This window comes from Streptomyces fodineus, from assembly GCF_001735805.1.
Taxonomy (GTDB): Bacteria; Actinomycetota; Actinomycetes; order Streptomycetales; family Streptomycetaceae; genus Streptomyces; species Streptomyces fodineus.
This window is the reverse complement of record NZ_CP017248.1, coordinates 8,072,332-8,095,633: the sequence shown is the minus strand read 5'-3', so window position 1 is coordinate 8,095,633 and position 23,302 is coordinate 8,072,332. Positions and strand designations below refer to the sequence as shown.

Genomic DNA, 23,302 nt, shown 5'->3' with positions numbered 1-23,302 from the left:
GCGTCGATGCCGATCTGGCGCAGGACGGGATGGGGGCGTCGTCGGCGGGGCCGGCCAGAGCGTGTAGGGCGTCGAGGGGTACGGCCTCGGACGTCTCGCCGAGCTGGGCGACGGCGGTGGTGAAGCGGTCGGTGTGGAGGTGGGCGGTCTCGTGCAGGCCCCGTCCTCGTCGACGCGCTGACGCCGGTGGGCCACGACCAGTGCCGCCAGGGCGCCAGCACCGACGACCACCTCCAAGGACAGCCCGGGCCTCAGGTGTCAGCCCCTGTACGCCGAGCAGCCTCCACCCCGCTACGAACACCGCGGCGGCCGCTCTGGCAAGGGCGCCCGCGATCACATGGGCGGGAATCCGCCGAACGGATCATCGCTGGTGACTCCGCCGGGAAGGGCCTCGATCGCCTTCTTGAACTCCGGCCAAGCTTGGTCGGCCGCGTTTCCGGTGAGCTGTCCGTACAGATCGGCCAGCGTGCCCGCGTCACCCAGTGCGACCATTTCCTGGGCGATCTTCGGAAGCTTGTATCCGCTGCTGATCAGCCACGAGATGAACGCCATGCCGCATCCGGTACTGACCGGAACGGTGTCCGACTTCTCGGTCTTGTTGACGAAGTCCGGCATGCCTGCCTCCGCCCAATCCGGAGCCGTGGCGAAATCGGACAGCGCATTGTTGCTGACTACGGCAGCACACCACCGGGACAATGCCTCACCGGTGCTGAATCCGCAGAGGCTCCCGTTCATTGAGCATTCACTCAACTCTGCCTCGAAGAGGCCCGAAACCCTGGCCGGGTTCCCGAAGGAGGCACAGACCTCGATGGCTCCGCCGGACTGGAAGGTGCAGCCCAGGTGGTCTGCGCCTCCCGTACCGTCGGTGGCGCCGTCGAGGGCGAAGACGATCACGCTCACGGGCTCCGTGGGCGTGCTGAAGATCTGGTTGTTGATGCCCACCACTCGATCGGCATCACTGAGAAGATCCGCCGCGTTCTGGAATCCCGGGGTTCCGAGCCTGGGATCTACGTAGACGGTCACCCATCCTCCCGGGCTTACCCCAACAAAGTGGGAAACGCCACGGTAGGACGGCCAGGTCGGGACTTTTTTCGCGGAGTGCTTACGGAGAGGGTGTCTCACCAGGATTTCCTCCTGATCGATTTTCCTTTGGCGTGTTGCATGCCTCGGGAGTTGCGAAACCAGCGAGCCGGCATCGCTTCGCCGGCACTGCCAGGTTCACCCGGTCTTCACATTCGGGCATCTTCAGCGGTCTACCCGGGTGACATATGCCAGGATGCTCCTCAGTGCGGGCCGGATGGCCCAGACCGAGGGGCGGGCGGCGCCGCAGTCCCGGCGGCAGCGGATCCGCGCTGGGCTCAACCGCCGGTGTTCATTGGCTGACGGTGGGTCAGGGCGCGGTTCCGGCCCTGGAAGGTACGGCGGTACGCGGCGGGTGAGACGCCGATCGCGGCGGCCAGGTGCTGGCGCATCGAGGAGGCGCTGCCGAACCCGGCGCGCTCGGCGACCTGGTCCACCGGCAGGTCGCTGGACTCCAGCAGCCTGCGGGCGAGTTCGAGCCGCTGGGCGGTGAGCCACTGGCCGGGCGTCTGGCCGGTCTCGGCGAGGAACCGACGGCTGAAGGTGCGCACGCTCATGCCCGCCCGGGCCGCCAACTCGGCGAGCTGGATGGGCCGGTGGAGCTCTTGGAGGGCCCACTCGCGGGCCCCGGCGGTGTCGCTGCCGCTGTCATCGGGGACGGGTCGGGCGATGTACTGGGCCTGCCCACCGTCCCGCCACGGCGGAACGACGCAAAAGCGGGCGACCTGGTTGGCGACCTCGCTGCCGTGGTCGCGGCGGATCAGGTGCAGGCAGAGGTCCATCCCGGCGGCGGCGCCGGCCGAGGTGAGTACGTCGTCGTCGTCCACGTAGAGCACGTCGGGGTCGAGCGGTGTCCGCGGGTACAGCTCGCGGAAGCGCTTGCTGTGCGCCCAGTGCGTGGTGGCCGGCCGGCCGTCGAGCAGTCCGGCGGCGGCGAGGACGAAGGAGGCCGTGCAAATCGACACCAGGCGGGTCCCGGGCCGGAGCTGGGCCAGAGCGGCGGCGACCGGTTCGAAGAGCGGGTCGCCGCCGCCGATCGGGTCCTTGACGGCCGCCACGATCAGGGTGTCGGCGGTGGCGATCACGCGTGCGTCGTGCTCGACGGCGATCGAGAAGTCCTCGCTGGTTTGCACCGGCCGGCCGTCCGGGGTGCAGGTGAGCACCTCGTAGAGCCGGTTCCCGTCCGGGCCGTAGGCGAGGCCGAAGGCCTTGGCGGGGATGCCGAGTTCGAAGGGGACGACGCCGGGGAGGGCGAGGACGACGACGCGGTGCCTGGTCTGCTGCATGGCCAGATCCTCTCACTTATTGGCAATCTGGCCACTCGTTTCGGTTCCTCGGCGGCACGAGGCTGTGGATCAACCGCGAACGAGATGGGGGAGTGATTCCGGATGGCGGAGAAGATGCTGGCCGTTGCCTTCGAAGAACCGGGCGGGCCGGAGGTCCTGAAAGTCGTGGAACGGGAGCGGCCGGTACCCGGTCCGACGGAGATCCTGGTCCGGGTGCACGCGGCCGGCGTCAACCCGGTGGACTGGAAGACCCGGGCGGCCGGTGTCCTGTACCTCCCTGGTGACGGCATCGTGGGGTGGGACGTCTCGGGTGTGGTGGAGGCCGTCAGCCGCGGCGTGACACTCTTCCGGCCGGGCGACGAGGTGTACGGCATGCCGGGCTTTCCGCGGATGGTCGGTGGCTATGCGCAGTACGTGGCCGCTCCGGCACGCCACTTCGCCCCCAAGCCGGCCGGACTCGACCACGTGCAGGCGGCGGCCCTGCCGCTGGCCGCGCTGACGGCCTGGCAGGCCCTGGTGGACATGGCGACCCTGCGCGAGGGACAGCGAGTCCTGGTGCACGCCGCGGCGGGTGGCGTGGGGCACTTGGCGGTGCAGATCGCCAAGGCGTACGGCGCGTACGTCATCGGTACGGCCGGCGAGCGCAAGCACGAGTTCGTGCGCGGGCTGGGCGCGGACGAGGTGATCGACTACACGGCGGTCGACTTCGCCTCGGTGGTCTCCGATGTGGACGTGGTGATCGACCCGATCGCCGGGGACTACCAGGAGCGCTCGCTGTCGGTCCTGCGCGACGGCGGCACGTTGATCACCCTCCCGGCACTCGAGACCGAGGCGCTCGCCTCGGCCGCGGCCGCGCGCTCCATCCGCTCGGGCTTCATGCTGGTCGAGCCCGACCGGCGAGCGCTGTTGGCCATCACGGAGTTGGTCGAGACCGGCCGGCTGAAGGTCCACGTCGACGCCGTCTTCCCGCTGGCGGACGCCGCCAAGGCGCACGAGCTCGGTGAGACCGGGAGGACCACGGGGAAGCTGGTGCTCACTGTCGGTTGATGGAGCGTCCGGACCACGAAGAACAAAGAATAAAGAGGCTTCTCATCGTGGCAAGTAGTCAGAAATCAGCTAGCCCACCCGTAGTGGCACCGAAAGCCGACGCCATTCCGTGGATGACGATATCGGTCGTCCTGTCCGCCCTGTTCATGGCGGTCCTCGACTCGTTCATCGTCGTGGTCGCCGATCCCTCGATCGTGGCGGACCTGCATGCCTCCGCCAGCGATGTCCAGTGGGTTCTGGCGGGTTATCAGCTGAGTTACGCGGTGTTCATCATTACCGCCACTCGCCTGGCCGACCTGTACGGCCGCAGGCGCGTTTTCCTTCTCGGGGTGGCCCTGTTCACTCTGTCATCAGTCGCTTGCGCGCTCTCACCGAACGCGGGCAGCCTCATCGCCGCGCGTGTCATCCAGGGCCTGGGAGCCGCCCTGATGGTTCCCCAGGTGTTCGCGTTCGTCACGGTGCTGGTGCCGGCAGCGAGACGGCACAGCGTGTACGGCGTGGTCGGCATCGTCATGGGTATGGCCACCATCGGCGGACAGCTCATCGGCGGACTGCTGATCGGCGCCAACCTGTTCGACTCCGGCTGGCGGCTGGTGTTCTGGGTGAACGTGCCGATCGGGACTGCCCTGTTCCTGCTCGCCGTTCGGTACGTGCCGAAGACGGGCTCGGCCGCCACCCGCAAGCTGGACCTGCCCGGCGTCCTGGTGCTCAGCGTGGCCCTCTTCCTCTTGGTGCTCCCGCTGATTCAGGGGCAGGAGGCGGGCTGGCCCTGGTGGGTCTGGGCCTGCTTCGCGGGCAGCGCGGTCGCGTTCGGCTTGTTCGTCGCGGTCGAGCGGGGCCTGGAACGGCGGGGCGGGGATCCGCTGGTACCGCTGACACTGTTCAAGCAGCGCTCGTTCTCGCTCGGGATCATTCTCGTCCTGGCCCTGTACGCGCTGATCTACTCGTACTACCTGGCCCTGTCGGTGACGATGCAGCAAGGCCTCGGCATGTCGGCGCTCGGCGCGGGCCTGGTCTACGCGCCGGCAGCCACCGCATTCTTCGTGTTCAGCATGGTGGCGAGCCGGATCATCCCGAAATATGGGCGACGTGTCCTTGAGGTTGGGGCGATCATACTGGCGAGCGGTTACCTGGCGGCCGGCCTCTTGCTGGTGTCCGGCCCGCGGATCACTCCGCTGCTCGTGATCCCCGCCCTCATTGTGCAGAGCGTCGGTGGCGGACTGGTCATCACGCCGGCGCTCAATACCGTGCTGAGCCGCGTCAAACCGGAGTCGGCCGGCGTCGCGTCAGGGGTCTTGTCCACGGCCCAGCAGTGTGGCGGAGCGCTCGGCGTCGCCGTTATCGGAGCGGTCTTCTTCGGCTCGTTCCATCCCGCGGCGGTAGGCAGGGCAGCCGCCGCCGGCCACGCCTTTGCCATCGCGTCCTTCGGGGTGTTCCTCATCGCTGTCATAGCCGGCGTAATCGTCTTCCTTCTGCCGAAGCGGCCGGCGTCCCAGGTCTGAGTGCGAGGATCACCGGTCATGACCGGGCTGCGGATGCGGCGGCCCAGTTGTAGCGACGTCCGGGCAGTTCAGTTGCCCGGACGTCCGCCTTGTGGAAGGCCCGCGTCCATCCCCGATGACAAGCTCTCCGGGTCTCGGCCTACGACAGGTTCGGCTCGGTCTCGCTCATGCCCCTCACGACGGCGCCGGTGGGTCCCACCGAGACCGCCTCCGGCAGGACGGCCGCCCTGTCGGGCTGCGCGGGTGTCGTCGTCCTGTTCACCAGGCTGGTCCTGCCGGTCCCGGACGTCCGCACGCTGCCCCGCCACACCCGGCCGGTCGCCGCCTCCTCGTCCACGCCATCCGATACCGAACGCCCCGTCAGGCGGCTCGGGAGACGGCACCGCCCGGCATCCTCGACCGGCCTCCCGTGAAGTCCCCCACGACCGCCCCGCGTTCCACCCGCCCGACGGGACCCCGACCGCCTCCCCGACCACTCAGCCCATACCGAACGCCCCGTCAGGCGGCTAGGGAGCGGCACCGCCCCGGCATCCTCGACCGGCCGCACGCACCCCATGAACTCCCCTACGACCGCCCCGCGTTCCACCCGCCCGACAGGAAAGCGTCCGCCTCCCCAACCACCTCAGCCCACACCGAACCCCCGCCAGAGGGCTCCGAAGACGGCACCACGCGGACAGCCTCGGCCGGCCGCACGCATCCCATGAACTCCCTTACCACCGCCCCGCGTTCCACCCGCCCGACGGGAACCCGACCGCCTCCCCAACCACCTCAGCCGATACCGAACGCCCCAGCGGGCGGCTCCGGAGACGGTACCGCCTCGGCGTCCTCGACCGGCCGTGCGGATCCGGTGAACTCCCTTACCGTCGAGCCGTGTTCGACGCGCGCGGGAAGGCGTCCGCCGCGGTACGGCGGGCCAGTGCGGCGGTGTCGAGGGGGCGGTGCGCGGCGACGAGCACCGCGTTCCCGAACCGCCGGCCGCGCAGCACCGCGGGCTCGGCGATCAACGCCAGCTCTTCGAAGACGGCGGCCAACGTGGCCAGTTGGGAGCGCAGGAACGCGAACGGCGCCGCATCGGCGAGGTTGGCCAGATAGACCCCGCCGGGCCGCAGCACCCGCTCGGCCTCGCGGGCGTAGGCGAGCGTGGTGAGATGGGCCGGGACCCGAGAGCCACCGAAGACATCGGCGATCAGCACATCGGCGTGATCGTCCGGGGCCGCCTCCAGCCAGGCACGGGCATCGGCGGCGTGCACCGCGATGCCCGTGCCCTCCGGCAGCGGCAGATGCTCGGCGACCAGCTCCAGCAACCCCCGGTCGGCCTCGACGACGTCCTGCCGGGAGCCGGGCCGGGTGGCCGCCACATACCGGGGCAGCGTCAGCGCACCCCCGCCCAGGTGCACCACGGCCAGCGCCCGCCCGGCCTCGGCCGCGACATCCAGCACATGCCCGAGCCGCCGCGCGTACTCGAACTCCAGATACGCCGGATCGTCGAGATCGACGTACGACTGCGGCGCCCCGTCGACGGTGAGCAGCCAGGCCCGGGCCCGGTCTACGTCGGGCATGAGCTTGGCGGTGCCGTAATCGGTGGTGCGGGATACGGGTATCTGCTCGGTCACACGCCCATTGTGACGTGCGCCGATGGGGCGCGGGGCCGCATCGGCATGCGGCCCCGCCGCGTGGGCGCGACCAGCCACGACGGACCCGCGGCCCCACGCGCCGCAGCCTCACTCCACAGCGGTCACGGTCCCTGCCCCCACGGTCCTGCCACCCTCACGGATGGCGAACCCCAAACCGGGCTCCAAAGGAACCTCCCTCCCCAGCTCGACGACCATCTCCACCGTCTCCCCGGGCCGGGCGACACCCATCGCACCCAGATCCACGTCCCCCACCACATCCGCCGTACGGATGTAGAACTGCGGCCGATACCCGGTCGCGACCGGCGTCGTACGACCCCCCTCGCGCCCCGACAGCAGATACACCCGCGCCGAGAACCGCCGAGCGGGCACCACGCTTCCCGGCGCCGCCACGACATGCCCGCGGCGTACGGCGTCGCGCGGCACGCCCCGCAGCAGCACCGCCACGTTGTCCCCGGCCTGCGCCTCCTGCATCGGCTTGCCGAAGGTCTCCAGACCGGTGACCACGGTTTCGAGGTCGGCGCCGAGCACGGTCACCCGGTCGCCCAGGCGGAGCGTTCCCCGCTCCACGGCGCCGGTGACGACCGTGCCCCGCCCGGTGATGGTGAGCACGTTCTCCACCGGCAGCAGGAACGGCGCGTCCAGGTAGCGCTCCGGCATCGGCACGTACGTGTCCACCGCGTCGAGCAGCGCCTCGATGGACGCCGTCCAGCGCGGGTCGCCCTCCAGCGCCCGCAGCCCGGAGACCCGTACGACCGGTACGGCGTCGCCCGGGTAGCCCTGGGCCGTGAGCAGGTCGCGGACTTCCAGCTCGACGAGGTCGATGAGCTCCTCGTCGTCCGTGCCGTCGGCCTTGTTGAGGGCGACGACGATGTGGTCGACGCCCACCTGCCGGGCCAGCAGCACGTGTTCGGCGGTCTGCGGCATGATCCCGTCGAGCGCGGAGACGACGAGGATCGCCCCGTCGAGCTGCGCGGCGCCGGTGACCATGTTCTTGACGTAGTCGGCGTGGCCCGGCATGTCCACGTGGGCGTAGTGCCGGGTGTCGGTCTCGTACTCGACGTGCGCGATGTTGATGGTGATGCCGCGGGCGGCCTCCTCCGGGGCCCGGTCGATGCGGTCGAACGAAACGTACTGAGTGGTGCTGCCGGTCCCGCGCTCGGCGAGGACCTTGGTGATGGCGGCGGTCAGGGTGGTCTTGCCGTGGTCGACGTGACCCATGGTGCCGATGTTGAGGTGCGGCTTGGTGCGCACGTAGGCCGTTTTGGACATGGCTGTACCTCGAAGCCTCTCAGCCGTGAGAAAGAAGCGCGGGACCCCCGGGGACTGGCCGACCCTCCCCCTGCGGGGTCCGCCGGACGTTCCGGAGAGGGTCAGCTTCGGGCGCCGTCGACAGCGGCGACGAGGAGCGGGACGGCAGCCTTCGGCGCATCCGCGACGGCGGATGCTGCGAGGAGGAAGGCGTACCGGAACATGTCGTCGATCATCGTCGACGGTATGTCCGGCGTCGAATGGTTTTCGGCTGTGGGGCGAGGTGAGGCGTGTTCAGGCGCCGATGTTCTTCAGCGCCTCCCGCACGGTCAGCGGGGCGAACCGGCCCCGCTCCCGCGCCAGGAAGGCCCGTACGGCTTCGGGGTCGGTCTTGGCGTACTCGCGCAGGGCCCAGCCGATCGCCTTGCGGACGAAGAAGTCGGGATGCCCGGACTGGCGCAGGCAGTAGCCGAACAGCCGGGCGCCGTCGGTGTGTTCCTTGCGGGCGAGCTGGTGGAGCAGTGCCGTGCGCACCAGCCACGGGTTGCCGTCGGTGATCCAGGCGTCCATGTCGGCGGTGAGCTTCGCGTCGGCGGCCACCAGGCGTCCGACCACGTGGGCGGCTAGGGGATCGACGGTGTCCCACCAGGGGACGGTCGTGACGAGGTGCCGGGCCACCGGCAGGAAGGCGGCGGAACACCGTCCGGCGTGCCGGCGCACATAGTCCACCGCGAAGTAGTGGTACTCGCGCTCGGGCAGCGCCCAGCAGTGCAGCGCGACCGCGGTGCAGTCGGCCTCGTCGGGCCGGGGCGTGCCCGCCAGGACGGTACGGGTCAGGGCTCGGCGGGCCGGGGTGGGGATGCCGAGGAAGGGCGCCACGTCCCTCATGTACGCCCGCATCGGCCCGGCTCGCCCGGGGTCGGCGGCGGCCGGGAACACGGCCGCAACCCGTTCCAGCACGATGTCGGCGAGTGCGCTGCGCGGCACGTCCGGCGGGGCCGCACCTGTGACGGTCATGGGACGAACCATACGGCGCGCCCCGGGAGGCGGCGCCGCGCGACCGTGCGCACCCCGGTCGCCCGCCGGCCGCCGCGGCGCACTCGCGTGCCCTGCGCAGCAAGGTGCCGTCTATCATCGGCCCCCGGGATCGGTGTTTCCTAGGGGGTCACGTGCTCGATGCCACCAACGGCCCTGGAGGCACCGTCATCGATTCTCCCCGGGCCGCCGGCGCGGACCTCGCCGTGCCCGTGCCCGTGCCCGCTCTGCGCCCGGTGGGTTTCCCCGGACGCTGCGCGCGGGCCCTGGTGTCCCCTGGTGCCCGGTTGTCGCTGCTGCTCGCCCTGCTCGCGGGCGCCGGGGCGTGCGTGCTGTTCTTCGAGCCGCAGCGGCTGCTCACGCACGGCTGGCCGCCGCAGCTCGGCGGTGTCGCGGCGGCCGTGGTGTTCGCCGTGGCGTACGGGCTGTGCACCGTGGCGTTCGTGCCGCGGCCCCTGCTGAACCTCGCCGCGGGCGCGCTGTTCGGCTCGCAGCTGGGACTGGCCACGTCGCTGGCGGGGACGGTGCTCGGGGCGGGCTTGGCGTTCGGGCTCGGCCGGGTCCTCGGGCAGGACGCGCTGCGTCCGCTGCTGCGGGGCCGCTGGCTGAAGGCGGCCGACGAGCAGCTGAGCCGGCACGGGTTCCGGTCGATGCTGGCGGCCCGGCTCTTCCCGGGCGTGCCGTTCTGGGCGGCGAACTACTGCGCGGCCGTCTCCCGTATGCGCTGGTGGCCGTTTCTACTGGCCACGGCCGTCGGGTCGGTCCCGAACACCGCCGCCTACGCGGTGGCCGGCGCCCGCGCCTCGGCGCCGACGTCGCCCGCCTTCGTGATCGCGATGGCCGGCATCGCCGTACCGGCGCTCGTGGGCTCTGTGGTGGCCTGGCGCAAGCGCCATCACCTGCGGGGCCGGTGACGGGTCAGACGCTTTCCAGGATCATCGCGTTGGCCAGTCCGCCCGCCTCGCACATGGTCTGCAGGGCGTAGCGCGCGCCGCGTTCGCGCATCGCGTGGACCAGGGTGGTGGTCAGCCGGGTGCCGCTGGCGCCGAGCGGGTGGCCGAGGGCGATGGCCCCGCCGTGCACATTGACCTTGGCGGGGTCGGCGCCGGTCTCCTGCTGCCAGGCGAGTACGACGCTGGCGAAGGCTTCGTTGACCTCGAAGAGGTCGATGTCGGCGACCCGCAGCCCGGCCTTGTGCAGCACCTTCTCGGTCGCCGGGACGACCCCGGTGAGCATCAGCAGCGGGTCGGAGCCGGTCACGGCGAAGCCGTGCAGACGGGCGAGCGGGCGCAGGCCGAGGCGGGCCGCGGTCTCGCTGGAGGTGATCAGGACGGCGGAGGCGCCGTCGTTGACGGGGCTGGCATTGCCCGCGGTGACGTTCCACTCGATCTGCGGGAAGCGCTCGGCGAAGCCGGGGTCGTAGTAGGCGGGCTTGAGGCCGCCGAGGATCTCCGGGGTGCTGTCGGGGCGGACGCACTGGTCGCGGGCGACGCCGTCCAGTGGTGCGGTCTCGGCGTCGAAGAGTCCGGCGCGCCATGCCGCGGCGGCCTTCTGGTGCGAGGAGACGGCGAACTCGTCCATCTGCGCGCGGGTGAGGGACCACTTGGCGGCGATCAGCTCCGCGCTGATGCCCTGCGGGACCAGGCCCTCGGGGTAGCGCTCGGCGACGCCGGGTCCGAACGGGTCCTTGCCCGCGGGCACGTTGGACCACATCGGCACGCGGCTCATCGACTCCACACCGCAGGCGATCACGAGGTCGTACGCGCCGGAGAGGACGCCCTGCGCGGCGAAGTGCACGGCCTGCTGGGAGGAGCCGCACTGGCGGTCCACGGTGGTCGCCGGGACCGTCTCGGGGAAGCCGGCGGCGAGGACGGCGTACCGGGTGGTGTTCATGGCCTGCTCGCCGACCTGGTCGACGGTGCCGCCGATGACGTCGTCGATCAGCGCGGGGTCGACGCCGGAGCGCTCGACCAGGGTGCGCAGGGTGTGGGCGAGCAACTGCACGGGATGGACGTGGGCGAGGGAGCCGTTCGGCTTTCCCTTGCCGATGGGGGTGCGTACGGCTTCGACGATCACTGCGTCGCGCATGGCGCGGGCCTCCTTGGCCGCCTGGCTGTCCGTAGCGGGGCTACGGCAGCTACCAGTGAGTAGGAAATCCAAACTCACGATAGCTTGCAGAGTTGGAAAATCAAACCCTCCTCTAGACTGGCTCTCATGGCCGCCACGAAAGACCCGCGCCCCTGCTCCATCGCCGACGCCCTCGCCCTGGTCGGCGAGAAGTACTCCCTGCTCGTCCTGCGCGAGGTGTGCCTGGGCAACGGCCGCTTCGACCAGCTCGTACGCAACATCGGCGCCCCGCGCGACATCCTGGCCGCCCGGCTGCGCCGGCTCGTGGACGCCGGGATCCTCACCAAGCGCGTCTACAGCGAGCGCCCGCAGCGCTTCGAGTACCGGGCCACGCAGGCGGGCCTGGAGCTGGAGCCGGTCCTGATGACACTCAAGGAGTGGGGCGACCGCCACATCCGCAAGGGCGCCGACCTGCCCATGGCCGTCGAGCACAGCTGCGGCAACGAGCTGGTTCCGGTGGTGACCTGCCGGGCCTGCGGCGAAGAGGTGCACCACGAGGACCTCACGGCCCATCCGCAGGCGCCGGGGTGGACGCGCACCGGCCCCACGGCGGCGTAACGCTCCGCCGGCCAGAGCCGCCTATGGGCCGTCGATCGTCTGCGGCGCCGTCGCGGCTGGTCGCTCCCCCGCATTCTCGGCTTCACTCGAACCCCGGAGTACCCCCGTCGCGGCGGTAGCCGCATGTCGGACACAGCCCCGCGCCCCCTCGGGGCTCTTGTACACGTCCAGCCGCCCGCACATCCCGAACCGCCCACGCTCGACGGGCTGCCCTGCCTGCACCACGGCCTCGGCGAGGTGGGCCGCGTCACCCGCCGCCAACCGGTCCAGATGCCGGCCCGTCGCCTCGGCCGACGCCAGCGCGCCGCGCCGCCACCGCTGTCTCCACTCGGCGATCCGGGGCCGTACCAGCGCGGCGGCGGCCCGGTGGAAGGCGGCCAGCGCCTGCGGCCCCGAGGCCTCGCGCAGCGACCGGTAGCCCTCCAGAGCCAGGTCGCGCCGAGCGCGGGCGAGCCGCTCCCGCTCCGCTTCCGGCGCGTCGGCCGGGATCGTGGTCGCCGCGGCGTACCTCTCCGGGTCGGCCAGGTATTCCGGCGGCAGCGTGAGTACCGCGTCCCCGGCCTCCGGCAGCCCGCTGTTCTGCATGACGACGGTGATGCGCAGGTCGCCCTCGTTGACCAGCCGGTGGACGGTGCCCGGCGTGAACCACGCGACCGTGCCGGGCGCGAGCGGGGTGACCGCGTACCCGGACGCGCTGAGCGTCTGGACCGCGCCCCGGCCGCCGGTGACGACGTACGCCTCCGAACAGGCCAGATGCACATGGGGGGTTCCGCCACGGGCCCCGTCGGCGGCGGGCCAGTCGTACACGCACAGCCGGGACACGGCGACCCCGCCCGGCAGACCCGTGAACTCCCCGGCGCTCACCACGTCTGCGCCCGTAGGTACGTGACGACGTCCTCCCGCCGCCAGGCCCCGTTTGCCACGACGACCCGGTAGCGGCGGCGGAGGGTGTCGCCGGGGGCGAGTTCCAGTTCCTCGAAGAAGGACCAGGAGGGGGCGACGGCGGCGAAGGGCTCGTCGCGGACGAACCAGTGGGCCGGGTGGGTTCCGGCGGCGCCGGAGTGGTCGTTCTCGGGGGCGTGCGCGAAGACGAGGGTGGCGTGGCCGTCGACGCCGTCGTGTTCGCCGCAGTACGCGAGCCAGGGCGCCTGGGTGCCCATCAGTGCGGGCCCCTCCCCCTCGGGACCGATGATCCGCCCCTCCCGGAAGGCGCGCGGGCCGCGCCAGAACAGGCCGGTGTAGCCCGCCAGTTCCCGTCCGGCGGTGGTCGGGCTGCCGAAGAGCAGCGGCTCGGCGCGCCGGTTGGTGATCGCGCTGGTCCAGGTGAGCACCCAGGTGCCGGAGCCCGGGTCGACGTCGTGGACCTCGATCCGCCGCTCCTCCTCGGCCCACAGCCGGCCGTCCCGGGGATGCCAGGTCAGCCGCTGGGCGATCACCGCCCGGCCGCCGGCCGCCGAGACCTCCCCGAAGCCGGCGTGCCGCATGGAGCCGACCCGCTCGGGCAGTTCGAGGTAGCCCTGCCCGTGCACATAGGTGTGCCCGCCCCACAGGTTCGCTCCGGACAGGTGGGAGGCGGTCAGGGACAGGCCCTTGTGCCAGCGGTGATCGTTCGGGCGGTAGCCGGTGACGACGGCGCCGGCGAGGGTGCGGACCGGGTGGAGGTAGGGCCGGGGTGCCTCCCAGGCGGCTTCGGGGCGGTAGACGTAGGCGAACAGCTCGACGCCGGTGGCCGGTTCGCGGACGGTGATCCGGTCGCCGTACGCGTGGACCACCCGCAGTCCGCCGGTCATGCCGGAACCTCCTCGGCGGTCACGGGCGCCCAGCCGGGGGCGCCGCCGTGCAGGGCGGTGTAGTAGGGGTCGCCGGGACCGATCCCGCCGGCGCGGACGGTCGTGTCCGTGAACGCCGACTTGTACAGGGCCGTGATCAGCTCCAGGCTCGTCCGCCCGTCCGCGCCGCTGCCGCGTGGCCGCCGGCCCGCCCGCATGCCGGCGACCAGCTCGCGCAGCTGGACCAGATGCGAGCTGGGGGCGTCCGGTCCGAAGTCCCGCCACTCCTCGGCCAGTTCGGCGGGGACGTCGGGGGCCGGGGTGATCCGCCAGTTGTCGTTGGCGTGCCCGTACAGGTGGGTCAGTTCTACGGTGGCGCGCTCGCAGTCGATGCGGATGCGGCTGACTTCGTCGGGGCTCAGCACACTGTTGACGACGGTCGCGAGGGCGCCGCTGCGGAAGCGGACCAGCGCGGTGGAGACGTCCTCGGTCTCCACGTCGTGCACCAGCCGCCCCGCCATGGCCCGCACCTCGCTCCACGGCCCGAGCAGGTCCAGCAGCAGATCCATCTGATGGATGCCGTGCCCCATGGCCGGGCCACCGCCCTCGGAGTGCCAACGGCCCCGCCAGGGCACGGCGTAGTAGGCCGCGTCCCGGTACCAGGTGGTCTGACAGTGCGCCACCAACGGCCTGCCGAGGGCCCCTGCGGCGAGCAGCCGGCGGACATGGGCGGAGCCGGAACCGAAGCGGTGCTGGAAGACGATCGCCGCGTACGGGCCGACGTCGGCGCCCTCCTCCGCCTCGATCGCGTCGAAGTCGGCCAGTGCGGGCACCGGCGGCTTCTCGCACCACACCCAGGCCCCGGCGCGCAGCGCGGCCACGGTCTGCGCGCGGTGCAGGATCGGCGGGGTGCAGATGCTGACCAGGTCGGGCCGCTGTTCGGCCAGCATCCGGTCGAGGTCGGTGTAGGCGTACGGGATGCCGGCCTGGGCGCAGAACGCCTCGACGGCGCCCTTGTCGATGTCGACGGCGGCGACGACTTCCGTCTCGCCCTCCCGTGCGAGCCGGTCCAGCGCGGGCAGATGGGAGCCGCGCCCGATGGCGCCGGTGCCGATGACGGCGGCCCGGATACGCCGGCCGGTGAACGGAGTCGAAGACAGGGACGCGCAGGGCTTGGGCGGGAGGGCAGAGGGCGGCATGGGCGGGTTCAGCACTCCTCCGGTACGGCGGGCGGGCCGATGAATGCAGCAAGCGCTTTCTCCTGTGCTGCAACGTAAGCGGCGGCGCCCGGACGGTCAACACCACGCGCCGCCGGGACCGGCGACCCCCACCCGGGGGCGGCCTTCACGGCGATCACCGAGATCGGCACGGAGACGGCGGTGCCGATCTGCGTCCGCAGGGACATCGGCCGGATCACCCCGGCCTGGTTCCGCTCGCTGTTCGACAAGGCGGTGCGGCAGGAGTACGACGGACGGGCGGGCCGGCTGGTGATCGTCGGCTCGATCCCGATCGGGGCGCTGGGCGTGACGCTGAAGGACCAGATCGAGGGGCCGTTCCGCGATCTGCGGGTCACCGCCGGCATGCTCATTGCCGTCGCCCTGGCCATCGGCATCGCCGACCGGCCGGCGGCCCGCGACGAGACCGGCGGCCGGCACCGCGCGCCCAAGCAGCGCAAGCCGCTGGAGAATCCGGGGGTCAGGGACGGCCTGATCCACGGCCTGTGCCGGCCCTGCGCGCTCGTCCCCGGCGTCTCCCGTTCCGGCGCGACCATCAGCGGCGGCCTGTTCCTGGGCAACAAGCGGGAGGCCGCGGCCCGTTACTCCTTCCTGCTCGCCGTCCCGGCGGTGCCTCGGGTATCCCCCGCGCCCCGGACGAACCCGGCCCGGACCGTGTCCTCGCGCCGTTGCCCACAGCGTCCTGCGCAGCCGCCACGGCCTGCGGATACCGTCAATCCACAGGTGATGTACGGGAGTTCCTGGCCGGACATCTCACCGCCACCCGGGCGGACGCGGGAGCCGGTGTCGGTGACCAACCCCATATGTCGTGCGTAGCCGGGCGGTAGCGCAGTGTCAGTCCTTGCCCCTAGGCTGTCCGCATGTCCCCCGAGTCCCTGCCCTCTGGTTCCGCACGGTCTGCCGCCGAGGTGAACGAGCAGATCCGGGCGCTGTGGCTGCGTGCGGGCGGCACCCTGTCGGCCCAAGAGCGCGCGGAGTACGAGCTGTTGGTGGTCGAGTGGGCCGAGGCGATCCGCGACGAGGTCATCGCGGCGGCCTGACGCGGTCGGCGCCCCGATGCCGGCGGCCAACGCCCGCAGCTGCGCGAGCGCCTCGTCCGCGATCGCATACGGCCGCTCCACGGGCAACAGCCTGGTGGCCCCGTGAGCGGACCCTCCTTGACGGGCGATCCTACGGCCCGGGGTCTCCCCAACTCGGGCTGTACGGCCGCCGGCCAGAGTTACCGAAAAGGGCTCGGGGCGCCCTGAAAGATCGCGTAAGGTCCATCCTGACCAAAACGAACAACTGTTGCAGTCACCGTGACGTGACCGCTCAGGGGGAAGGAAAGAACTGCATGAAGGCATCCCGGGTCCAGCGCGGCGTGGCCGCCGCCACCCTTGCCGCGCTGGCCTTCGCCGGCACCGTGGCCACCGCGTCCACGGCCGCGGCCAAGGCCAACCTGCTGGACATCACCAAGGTCTCGCTCGACAAGCCGGGCCTGCAGCTGGACATCAAGTACTCCTGTGACATCGGCGTGGACCTGCAGATGGCCGGCTACGCCTCCAAGGTCACCGAGTCGGCTGCCGACAAGCGGAACGCGACGGGAACCATCGAGGCCTCCAAGGTCACCTGCGACTACGTCAGCCGCACCGTGCAGATGAAGCTGCGCCCGGCCGGCAACGGCTTCGTCAAGGGCGACAAGGTGAAGGTCACCGTCTTCTACTGGGACGAGAACGGGTCCTTCCGCACGCAGGAGGAGACCGCCACCGTGGTCCTCTGAGGCACCGGACCCGTCACGTAGGCCCTCGGCTCAACCGGCCGGTGCAACTGGGCACCCTATCACCCGAGTTGATGGCCTTCAGGGCCTCTCCACGGTGACGGTGTGTCGGCGACCTGGTCGGGCCGCGCGGTGCCGAGGGTGTCCTCGTGCGCGCTCGCCGCGAGCCCGACCACCGCGGTGACCGGGCCCAGCACCGGGCGCCGGCATCAGTCCTGACCACTGCGGCGGTGGCCGGGGACGCGAGTCCACAGGGACAGGTCGCTGCTCGTCGCTACGGCAAGGGTCTGCCCGGAGGGCGAGAATCCCGCGGCACGGAGCTCGGAGTAGTGGGAGTGGAAGATGTGCCACCAGCGCTCCCCGTGCGGACCGGAGTGCGGCAATCCACCGTCACGGGAGAGCAGGACACGCTCGTTCGGCCAGGCCGGGGCCACGGCCTCCAGCTCCCAGCCGTCTCCGCTGGTGGTGTGCAGTCCTCCTCCGAAGAGCCCGGCGATGCGCACGCGGCTTCCGGCGACCGGTCCCAATCCGGGACACCGCAGAGCGGGATCCGCGTCGGGGCCGCCGTCCTCGGGGTCGGGGTCACGATCCCGTGCGATCTTCTCTCCCGTGACGGCGTCGAAGAGACCGTGACCGTCGTGCGAGACGACCATCACCAGGTCCTGGCCGGTGCCGGGGTGCGAGGCGAAGCCGATCCCGAGAAGTCCGCCGACCGGGGCGTAGGCGGTGCGCCGCCAGGGCTCGGGCGCCGGTACCACCGGGGCGGCGAGGAGCCTTTGCCGCATCGCCTGCTGGTAGGGGGAAAGCTCCGGCTCAGGGCCTGGCCGCTCGGCCGGAGGTTCGTTCTTGGTCCACTTCGTCACGCAGCCATGATCCATGCTGCGACGCTGTACCCCGTATGCGGAACTTCGGTTCGGGCTCGATGGATTGATCGTGCGTGGGAACAGGTGCGGCTCTGCGCCGCACCCGGCACCACCGAATATCCCGGCAGGACGGAATATCACGGCGCGCCTCTTGGCTCCGCACCCGCCATGCCCAAAACTGTGCCGATGACGCAGCGCGCGGAGCTCGCTACCGTGATGGACCGAATGGCCGTGGACGAGCTGATCACCGCGTACGCGGTGGCGGTGGACGACGGCGACTGGAGGGCGTACCGAGGGCTGTTCACGACGGACGGGCGGGCCGACTACCGTTCGGCCGGCGGCATCGAGGGCGACGCCGGGCAGATCGCCGTATGGCTCGCCGAGAGCCTGGCGCTGTTCGCCATGCGCCAGCACCTGATCGTCAACCGCCAGGTGCGCTTCGGCCTCCTGGACCACGACACCGGCGACACGGCCTCGGTACGGGCCGACTACCTCAACCCGATGCGCTTCGCGACCAACGGCAGCCCTACGGCTCCGGACCTGGTCTGCGGCGGCCGGTACGACTTCACGCTGCTGCGCACTCCGGAGGGCTGGCACCTGCGCAAGGTGGTGGTGGAGGAGAAGTGGCGCCGGATGCGGGCCACCACCCAGGGGCGCGCCCTGTCGTAGATCGCTCCCGAAGCGCACACTGGAACAAGTGCAGGGTAGGGAGGGCCCACATGAGGACGATCAACCACTGGCTGACCTCCCCCTGGCGGCGTTCCGGCGTGGCCGCGATCACCGGTGCCCTTCCCGTGCTCGCGTTCCCCGCACCGGCACTGTGGTGGTTCGCGTACGTCTCTCTGGTCCCCTGGATCCTTTTGGCCCGCTCGGCCCCGACCGGGCGCCGCGCGGCGTACGACGGCTGGAGCGGCGGCTTCGGCTTCCTCGTCGCCGTGCACCACTGGCTGCTGCCGAGCCTGCACGTGTTCATCTTCCCGATCGCCGTTCTGCTCGGCGCGCTCTGGGCGCCCTGGGGCCGGTTGGTGCGCCGGTTCCTGGGCGGGCAGCCGACGCCGGGCCGGGGGGCCGCCGCGCTGCTGGTGCTGCCGTCCGCCTGGCTGATGGTGGAGCTGGTGCGGTCCTGGCAGGGGCTCGGCGGGCCGTGGGGCATGCTGGGCGCCAGCCAGTGGCAGGTGTCGCCGGCGCTGCGGCTGGCCTCGGCCGGCGGGGTGTGGCTGCTCAGCTTTCTGGTGGTGGCCGTCAACGTGGCGGCGGCCATGCTGATATCGGTGCGCGAGTACCGGGTGCCGGCCGTGGCCTCGCTGGTCGCCACGGCCGCCGCGACCTCGGCCGCGTGGGCGTGGGCGCCGCGCCCGGACGTCGACGGGCGGGCGCGGATCGCCGTCGTACAGCCGGGGGTCGTGGACGGGCACGACAGCGGCGAGCGGCGTTTCGCGCGCGAGGAGCAGCTGACCCGGCGGCTCGCCGGGCAGGACGTCGACCTGGTCGTCTGGGGCGAGTCCAGCGTCGGCTACGACCTGGGCCACCGGCCCGACCTGGCCCGGCGGATCGCCGCGCTGTCCCGCGAGACCGGCGCCGACGTGCTGGTGAACGTGGACGCCCGCCGCTCCGACCGGCCGGGCATCTACAAGAGCTCGGTGCTGGTCGGCCCCGGCGGACCGACCGCTGAACGGTACGACAAGATGCGGCTCGTGCCCTTCGGCGAGTACATACCCGCCCGCTCGCTGCTCGGCTGGGCCACCTCGGTCGGCAAGGCGGCCGACGAGGACCGCGGGCGCGGCACCGAGCAGGTGGTGATGAACGTCGGCCACGGGCTGCGGATCGGCCCGCTGATCTGCTTCGAGACCGCGTTCCCCGACATGAGCCGGCATCTGGCGGAGGACGGCGCCGATGTCCTGCTCGGCCAGTCCGCCACCTCCACCTTCCAGGACAGCTGGGCGCCGGAGCAGCACGCGTCGCTGGCCGCGCTGCGGGCCGCCGAGACCGGCCGGCCGATGGTGCACGCCACCCTCACCGGAGTCTCGGCCGTGTACGGGCCGGGCGGGCAGCGGCTCGGGCCGTGGCTCGGCACCGACGCGAGCACCGCCCAGGTGTACGACGTACCGCTCGCGCACGGCATCACGCCGTACGTCCGTTACGGCGACTGGCCGGTGCAGGGCGCGCTGCTGGTGCTGGCCGCGCTGTGCGCGACCGAGGGGGTGCGCACGCTCAGGCTGCGGCGGAGCGACCCCCGACCGCTCGTACCACCCGCTCGCACAGCTCATGGGTCGCCAGCGCGTCCCGGGCGCTGAGCACCTTGCCCGCGCGTACGGCGTCGAGGAAGGCGAGGACCGCCTGCTCGATGCCGCGCTGCCGGGAGACCGGCACCCAGTCGCCGCGCCGGCGCACGGTCGGCTGGCCCTTGTGGTCGATCACCTCGGCGAGGTTGAGCACCTGACGCTTGGTGTCCTGCCCGGAGACCTCCAGGATCTCCTCGGCGGAGCCGCTGAGCCGGTTCATCACGCCGAGCGCGGTGAAGCCGTCCCCGCCGAGCTGCAGCACGACGTGGTGCAGCAGCCCGTCCTCGACGCGGGCGCGGACCGTGACGTCGTCGACCGGGCCCGGTGCCAGGAAGCGCAGGGTGTCGACGACATGGATGAAGTCGTCGAGGATCATCGAACGCGGTTCCTCGGGCAGCCCGATGCGGTTCTTCTGCATGAGGATCAGCTCGCGCGGGTGGTCCAGGCACAGCGCGTACCCGGGCGCGTAACGGCGGTTGAAGCCGACGAACAGGGACACTCCGCGCTCCTCGGCAAGGGCCACCAGCCGCTGGGAGTCGGCGAGTTCGTAGGCGAGGGGCTTGTCCACGTACGTCGGTACGCCCGCCTCCAGCAGCCGCGTGACGATCTCGGGGTGGGCGGTGGTCGGCGCGTGCACGAAGGCCGCGTCGAGGCCCTCCGCGAGCAGGGAGTCGAGCGTGGTGTGCCGGCGGCCGGCCGGCAGATGCAGGGTGTCCGCGACCCGGTCGAGGGTGGCCGCCGTCCGGGTCTGCAGGTGCAGGTCGACCCCCGGCCGCGTACCCAGCACCGGCAGATACGCCTTCTGCGCGATGTCCCCGAGTCCGATGCAGCCGACCTTCACGTGCTCTCCCTCTCCCGCTTGCCCCCGTGTGCTTCCACGGCAGCATACGGCGGCCGCCAGTCGGCGATGCCGTCGAAGCCGCGTAGGAAGAGCGCGGGCCCGGCCTTCGACAGCGCAGCGATCGCGAGGTTGCGTACGGCGATGGCGGCGGGGTTGGCGGTCATGTTCAGGCGGGCGGCCTGGACGGCCCGGCGGGTGATCGCGGTCGTACGCGGAAGGCGGGCGGCGGTGTAGGCGGCGAGTTCGTCGGTGTGGTGGGCGAGTACGACGGCGTCCTCGAGGGCCTGGTTGCCGCCCTGGCCGAGGGTCGGCGGCATGGCGTGGGCGGCGTCGCCGAGCAGGGCGACCCGGCCCAGGTGGCAGGCGGGCAGGGGCGTGGCGATGTGGTGCACGTCGTGCCGGAGCACGTCCTCGGGGCGGGCGGCGGCGAGCACGGCGGGGACGGGGGCGTGCCAGTCGCCGAACCGGCGCAGGAGTTCCGCCTTCTCGTCGTCCGGCGCCCGCCCGCCGGCCGGGGTCATGGCCGCCGCGTAGGCGTAGACGCGGCCGTCCTTGAGGGGGTGGGTGCCCCACATGCGGCCGCGGCCCCAGGTCTCGTGGGAGGCGAACTCCACGCCGGGCACCGGGATCAGCATCCGCCAGGTGGTGAACCCCGAATACACCGGTCCGGGGTGCAGCGGGAACAGGGCCGCGCGGACACGGGAGTTGATGCCGTCCGCGCCGACCACCAGCTCGGCCTCCAGCTCGTCGTCGCCGGTGCTCACCCGGGCGGGCCGCCGGCCGTCACCGGGATCGGCGAGGGCCGCGGTGACCGCGGTGCGCACGGCACCGGGCGGGAGCAGGGCGGCGAGGCGGTCGACCAGGGTGGCGCGGGCCAGCAGGACCAGGGGGCCCCCGAACCGGGCGGCGGTCGCCTCGGCGCTGGTGCGGGACAGCCAGCGCCCGCCCGGGGTGCGCAGGCCGCCGTCCCCCTGCCAGGCGGCGAGGTCACGGATCTCGTCGCCGATGCCGAGCACGTCCAGGGCGCGCAGGGCGTTCGGGGCGAGGGAGATGGCCGCGCCGGCCGGGTCGAGGGAGCGGGCCCGCTCCAGCACGGTCACGTCCCGGCCCGCGCGGTACAGGGCCGCCGCCGCGGCCAGGCCTCCGATTCCGCCGCCGATGACGACCGCGCGGTCCGTCTGCGCCATGACCCCTCCCGGATCCGGTGGACTACAGCTGTAGTATCCATGACTCTACTACGCCTGTAGTGCGACCGGTAGGGTCACCTCATGTCCGTACGCACCACCAGCACCCCCAGTGCCTCCCGCGCCGAACTCATCGCCGACGCGGCCCTCGCCCTGCTCGCCGAGCGCGGGATGCGGGGCCTGACGCACCGCGCCGTGGACGAGGCGGCCGGACTGCCGCTCGGCTCGACGTCGAACGTGGCGCGCACCCGGCAGGCGCTGCTGGAACTGGCGGTACGGCGGCATGCCGAACGCGAGGCCCGGGTGCTGGACCTGGCGGAGCTGCCGGACCCGAGCGGCGGACTCGACGCGCTCGCCGACGGGCTGGCCCTCGCCGTGCACCGCTCCCTGACCCGGGGCCGCGAACTGCTGATCGCCCGCTACGAACTCGCCCTGGAGGCCACCCGCCGCCCCGGGCTGCGGGCCTTCTACGACCGGACCGGCGCCGTGTTCAAGGAGCAACTGGCCGCGATGCTCACGGCCGTGGGCTCACCCGACCCCGCCCGGCATGTGCTGTCCCTGGTCGCCTGGGCGGACGGGCTGATGTTCTCGTGCGCGGCGGGTTCGTTCAGCGCCGAGGTACCGGGCCTGGAGGAGATCCGCACGGGCCTTCGGGAGCTGCTCGCGGGGATGCTGGGCCGGTGAAAACCCCTGGTCGGGGCGCTTGATCATCGATGATGATACGGACATGACGACCGATCGACGAGAGCCCGCCCTGAACGCCGGTGAACGCGCCATGCTGGAGGGCTGGCTGGACTACCACCGCCGGACGCTGGCCTGGAAGTGCGAGGGGCTGACCGACGAGCAGCTGCGCACCGCGTCCGTGCCGCCGTCCGAGCTGTCCCTCATGGGGCTGGTGCGGCACATGGCGGAGGTGGAGCGGGGCTGGTTCCGCAAGGTGCTGGTGGGCGACGACCCCGGCCCGATCTACGGCACGCAGGAGGACCCGGACGGCGAGTTCCATCTCACCGAGGTCGACACCTGGCAGGAGGCGCATACGACCTGGCAGGAGGAGATCGAGATCGCGCGGCGGAACACGGCCGGCTTCGGGCTCGACGATCTGTCCAGGGGAAAGAGCAGGTTCAGCGACGAGCCGTTCAGCCTGCGCTGGATCTACACCCACATGATCGAGGAGTACGCCCGGCACAACGGGCACGCCGACCTCATCCGCGAGCGGGTCGACGGCGCCACGGGGTACTGAAGGTCACCTCAGGCAACCCCACATCCCCCGCACGGGCCACGAGATCACCCGTACGGGGGCATCAGCCTCGGCCCCCTGCTGGCAAGCCGGGGGCCGACCCAGCAGAGTTGCGCGGGTGCATCGAACGACGACCACCGCAACGCTCCTGGTCACCGTGGCCGTCTCGGCCCTGACCGCCTGTGTGACGGTACAGCGCCCCGCGACACCCGCGCCGCCCCGGGACATGGCACCCTCGCTGCCGACGGTGCCCCGGCCGGACGGCAGCGCGAGGCCCCGGGTGGTGCAGGCACCGGCCCAGGAGGCGCTGGAGAGGACCGGCCCTTCCCGGCACCCGCAGCACCCGGCGCCACCCGCCCCATGGCACCCGGCCGAGCCCGAGGCCGAGGCGCCCCCGGTCGTCCACCGCCGACCGGTCGCTCCGCCCGCTCCCCCGCGGCCCCGCGAGCACTCACAGCGGCCGCACATCCCTGTCCCGAGCGTGCCGGCCTCAGTCCCCAAGGCCCCGAATGTGTGCGCCCTCGGGAAGAAGTACGGCGGCTGGCGGGCGGACAGCCCTCAGGCGCAGATCTGCGAGCAGACGTACGGCGGCTGACGGGCGCCGGTCCGGGCAGCACC

At 72.0% G+C, this 23,302-nt stretch carries 22 protein-coding genes and 3 pseudogenes; 13 read left to right on the top strand and 12 right to left on the bottom strand.

Annotated features, from left to right (window positions below):
• Positions 1–333: 333 nt before the first annotated feature.
• Complete coding sequence (locus tag BFF78_RS35080; RefSeq protein ID WP_159033093.1) at positions 334–1,023, bottom strand: hypothetical protein; 690 nt, start codon at positions 1,021–1,023, stop codon at positions 334–336.
• Between the two features lie 335 nt (positions 1,024–1,358).
• Positions 1,359–2,366 carry a GlxA family transcriptional regulator gene (locus BFF78_RS35075; protein WP_069782127.1) on the bottom strand — a complete coding sequence of 336 codons (1,008 nt, stop codon included), beginning with the start codon at positions 2,364–2,366 and terminating at the stop codon, positions 1,359–1,361.
• Between the two features lie 102 nt (positions 2,367–2,468).
• Here BFF78_RS35075 and BFF78_RS35070 point away from each other — a divergent pair, with 102 nt between their 5' ends.
• The 3 genes from BFF78_RS35070 (at position 2,469) to BFF78_RS46435 (ending at position 5,328) form a co-directional block, all read left to right on the top strand.
• The gene (locus tag BFF78_RS35070; protein WP_069782126.1) at positions 2,469–3,413 is read left to right on the top strand and encodes an NADP-dependent oxidoreductase; all 945 of its coding nucleotides are present in this window, start codon (positions 2,469–2,471) and stop codon (positions 3,411–3,413) included.
• An 83-nt stretch (positions 3,414–3,496) separates the two neighbouring features.
• Positions 3,497–4,915, top strand: a complete 1,419-nt coding sequence (locus tag BFF78_RS35065) for an MFS transporter (RefSeq protein ID WP_079161599.1) — start codon at positions 3,497–3,499, stop codon at positions 4,913–4,915.
• A gap of 167 nt (positions 4,916–5,082) precedes the next feature.
• Positions 5,083–5,328 carry a hypothetical protein gene (locus BFF78_RS46435; RefSeq protein WP_159033092.1) on the top strand — a complete coding sequence of 82 codons (246 nt, stop codon included), beginning with the start codon at positions 5,083–5,085 and terminating at the stop codon, positions 5,326–5,328.
• 355 nt (positions 5,329–5,683) lie between these two features.
• Here the strand turns inward: BFF78_RS46435 and BFF78_RS35055 are convergent.
• The 3 genes and pseudogenes from BFF78_RS35055 to BFF78_RS35045 form a co-directional block, all read right to left on the bottom strand.
• Positions 5,684–6,528 (bottom strand): annotated as a pseudogene (locus tag BFF78_RS35055) (spermidine synthase).
• Between the two features lie 108 nt (positions 6,529–6,636).
• Positions 6,637–7,818, bottom strand: a complete 1,182-nt coding sequence (gene tuf / locus BFF78_RS35050) for an elongation factor Tu (RefSeq protein ID WP_069782123.1) — start codon at positions 7,816–7,818, stop codon at positions 6,637–6,639.
• 273 nt (positions 7,819–8,091) lie between these two features.
• Positions 8,092–8,814, bottom strand: a complete 723-nt coding sequence (locus tag BFF78_RS35045) for a DNA alkylation repair protein (protein WP_069782122.1) — start codon at positions 8,812–8,814, stop codon at positions 8,092–8,094.
• 152 nt (positions 8,815–8,966) lie between these two features.
• On the opposite strand from BFF78_RS35045, the gene BFF78_RS35040 reads away from it, so the two are divergent.
• Positions 8,967–9,746 carry a TVP38/TMEM64 family protein gene (locus BFF78_RS35040; RefSeq protein WP_069782121.1) on the top strand — a complete coding sequence of 260 codons (780 nt, stop codon included), beginning with the start codon at positions 8,967–8,969 and terminating at the stop codon, positions 9,744–9,746.
• Positions 9,747–9,750: 4 nt separating this feature from the next.
• Here BFF78_RS35040 and BFF78_RS35035 read toward each other — a convergent pair whose 3' ends face one another.
• On the bottom strand, positions 9,751–10,920 hold the full coding sequence (locus BFF78_RS35035; RefSeq protein ID WP_069782120.1) for a thiolase family protein: 1,170 nt from the start codon (positions 10,918–10,920) through the stop codon (positions 9,751–9,753).
• Between the two features lie 126 nt (positions 10,921–11,046).
• On the opposite strand from BFF78_RS35035, the gene BFF78_RS35030 reads away from it, so the two are divergent.
• Entirely contained in the window at positions 11,047–11,517 is a 471-nt protein-coding gene (locus tag BFF78_RS35030) for a winged helix-turn-helix transcriptional regulator (protein WP_069782119.1), read from the top strand.
• Positions 11,518–11,673: 156 nt separating this feature from the next.
• Here BFF78_RS35030 and BFF78_RS35025 read toward each other — a convergent pair.
• The 3 genes and pseudogenes from BFF78_RS35025 to BFF78_RS35015 all read right to left on the bottom strand — a co-directional run.
• Positions 11,674–12,384, bottom strand: a pseudogene (locus BFF78_RS35025) (cupin domain-containing protein); the annotation flags it as partial.
• Positions 12,378–13,307, bottom strand: coding sequence for a DUF6807 domain-containing protein (locus BFF78_RS35020; protein WP_069782118.1), 930 nt, complete (start codon positions 13,305–13,307; stop codon positions 12,378–12,380). The gene BFF78_RS35020 and the pseudogene BFF78_RS35025, both read right to left, overlap by 7 nt.
• A complete protein-coding gene (locus BFF78_RS35015; protein ID WP_069782117.1) occupies positions 13,304–14,485 on the bottom strand; it encodes a Gfo/Idh/MocA family protein in 1,182 nt (393 codons plus the stop codon). Before BFF78_RS35015 ends, BFF78_RS35020 begins: the two co-directional genes overlap by 4 nt.
• 108 nt (positions 14,486–14,593) lie before the next feature.
• Here BFF78_RS35015 and BFF78_RS35010 point away from each other — a divergent pair.
• From BFF78_RS35010 to BFF78_RS35000, 3 genes and pseudogenes are all read left to right on the top strand, one after another.
• Positions 14,594–15,133: pseudogene (locus tag BFF78_RS35010) on the top strand (undecaprenyl-diphosphate phosphatase); the annotation flags it as partial.
• A gap of 248 nt (positions 15,134–15,381) precedes the next feature.
• A complete protein-coding gene (locus BFF78_RS35005; protein WP_069782116.1) occupies positions 15,382–15,561 on the top strand; it encodes a hypothetical protein in 180 nt (59 codons plus the stop codon).
• Between the two features lie 293 nt (positions 15,562–15,854).
• Entirely contained in the window at positions 15,855–16,280 is a 426-nt protein-coding gene (locus tag BFF78_RS35000) for a hypothetical protein (protein WP_069782115.1), read from the top strand.
• Between the two features lie 206 nt (positions 16,281–16,486).
• Here BFF78_RS35000 and BFF78_RS34995 read toward each other — a convergent pair whose 3' ends face one another.
• On the bottom strand, positions 16,487–17,140 hold the full coding sequence (locus BFF78_RS34995) for a hypothetical protein (RefSeq protein WP_069782114.1): 654 nt from the start codon (positions 17,138–17,140) through the stop codon (positions 16,487–16,489).
• Between the two features lie 186 nt (positions 17,141–17,326).
• On the opposite strand from BFF78_RS34995, the gene BFF78_RS34990 reads away from it, so the two are divergent.
• Both BFF78_RS34990 and lnt read left to right on the top strand, forming a co-directional pair.
• Positions 17,327–17,809, top strand: a complete 483-nt coding sequence (locus BFF78_RS34990) for a nuclear transport factor 2 family protein (protein WP_079161598.1) — start codon at positions 17,327–17,329, stop codon at positions 17,807–17,809.
• Between the two features lie 50 nt (positions 17,810–17,859).
• On the top strand, positions 17,860–19,434 hold the full coding sequence (gene lnt, locus BFF78_RS34985; RefSeq protein ID WP_069782113.1) for an apolipoprotein N-acyltransferase: 1,575 nt from the start codon (positions 17,860–17,862) through the stop codon (positions 19,432–19,434).
• On the opposite strand, the gene BFF78_RS34980 is transcribed toward lnt, so the two are convergent.
• Both BFF78_RS34980 and BFF78_RS34975 read right to left on the bottom strand, forming a co-directional pair.
• Positions 19,352–20,263 (bottom strand): Gfo/Idh/MocA family protein, encoded by a 912-nt coding sequence (locus BFF78_RS34980; protein WP_069782112.1) that lies wholly within the window; start codon positions 20,261–20,263, stop codon positions 19,352–19,354. The two genes, lnt and BFF78_RS34980, sit on opposite strands and share 83 nt — an antisense overlap.
• On the bottom strand, positions 20,260–21,450 hold the full coding sequence (locus BFF78_RS34975; RefSeq protein WP_069782111.1) for an FAD-dependent monooxygenase: 1,191 nt from the start codon (positions 21,448–21,450) through the stop codon (positions 20,260–20,262). Before BFF78_RS34975 ends, BFF78_RS34980 begins: the two co-directional genes overlap by 4 nt.
• 81 nt (positions 21,451–21,531) lie before the next feature.
• Here BFF78_RS34975 and BFF78_RS34970 point away from each other — a divergent pair, with 81 nt between their 5' ends.
• From BFF78_RS34970 to BFF78_RS34960, 3 genes are all read left to right on the top strand, one after another.
• Positions 21,532–22,131 carry a TetR/AcrR family transcriptional regulator gene (locus BFF78_RS34970; protein WP_069782110.1) on the top strand — a complete coding sequence of 200 codons (600 nt, stop codon included), beginning with the start codon at positions 21,532–21,534 and terminating at the stop codon, positions 22,129–22,131.
• A 43-nt stretch (positions 22,132–22,174) separates the two neighbouring features.
• A complete protein-coding gene (locus tag BFF78_RS34965) occupies positions 22,175–22,687 on the top strand; it encodes a DinB family protein (protein ID WP_069782109.1) in 513 nt (170 codons plus the stop codon).
• Positions 22,688–22,802: 115 nt separating this feature from the next.
• Positions 22,803–23,279: a hypothetical protein gene (locus tag BFF78_RS34960; protein WP_069782108.1), complete on the top strand. Its 477-nt coding sequence runs from the start codon at positions 22,803–22,805 to the stop codon at positions 23,277–23,279.
• Positions 23,280–23,302: the final 23 nt, after the last annotated feature.

Coding starts and splice junctions, on each gene's coding strand:
- BFF78_RS35075 (WP_069782127.1), bottom strand. CDS start 2,366: ATGCAGCAGACCAGGCACCGCGTCGTCGTCCTCGCCCTCCCCGGCGTC.
- BFF78_RS35070 (WP_069782126.1), top strand. CDS start 2,469: ATGGCGGAGAAGATGCTGGCCGTTGCCTTCGAAGAACCGGGCGGGCCG.
- BFF78_RS46435 (WP_159033092.1), top strand. CDS start 5,083: ATGCCCCTCACGACGGCGCCGGTGGGTCCCACCGAGACCGCCTCCGGC.
- tuf (WP_069782123.1), bottom strand. CDS start 7,818: ATGTCCAAAACGGCCTACGTGCGCACCAAGCCGCACCTCAACATCGGC.
- BFF78_RS35045 (WP_069782122.1), bottom strand. CDS start 8,814: ATGACCGTCACAGGTGCGGCCCCGCCGGACGTGCCGCGCAGCGCACTC.
- BFF78_RS35035 (WP_069782120.1), bottom strand. CDS start 10,920: ATGCGCGACGCAGTGATCGTCGAAGCCGTACGCACCCCCATCGGCAAG.
- BFF78_RS35030 (WP_069782119.1), top strand. CDS start 11,047: ATGGCCGCCACGAAAGACCCGCGCCCCTGCTCCATCGCCGACGCCCTC.
- BFF78_RS35020 (WP_069782118.1), bottom strand. CDS start 13,307: ATGACCGGCGGACTGCGGGTGGTCCACGCGTACGGCGACCGGATCACC.
- BFF78_RS35015 (WP_069782117.1), bottom strand. CDS start 14,485: ATGCCGCCCTCTGCCCTCCCGCCCAAGCCCTGCGCGTCCCTGTCTTCG.
- BFF78_RS35005 (WP_069782116.1), top strand. CDS start 15,382: ATGTCCCCCGAGTCCCTGCCCTCTGGTTCCGCACGGTCTGCCGCCGAG.
- BFF78_RS35000 (WP_069782115.1), top strand. CDS start 15,855: ATGAAGGCATCCCGGGTCCAGCGCGGCGTGGCCGCCGCCACCCTTGCC.
- BFF78_RS34990 (WP_079161598.1), top strand. CDS start 17,327: ATGACGCAGCGCGCGGAGCTCGCTACCGTGATGGACCGAATGGCCGTG.
- lnt (WP_069782113.1), top strand. CDS start 17,860: ATGAGGACGATCAACCACTGGCTGACCTCCCCCTGGCGGCGTTCCGGC.
- BFF78_RS34975 (WP_069782111.1), bottom strand. CDS start 21,450: ATGGCGCAGACGGACCGCGCGGTCGTCATCGGCGGCGGAATCGGAGGC.
- BFF78_RS34970 (WP_069782110.1), top strand. CDS start 21,532: ATGTCCGTACGCACCACCAGCACCCCCAGTGCCTCCCGCGCCGAACTC.
- BFF78_RS34965 (WP_069782109.1), top strand. CDS start 22,175: ATGACGACCGATCGACGAGAGCCCGCCCTGAACGCCGGTGAACGCGCC.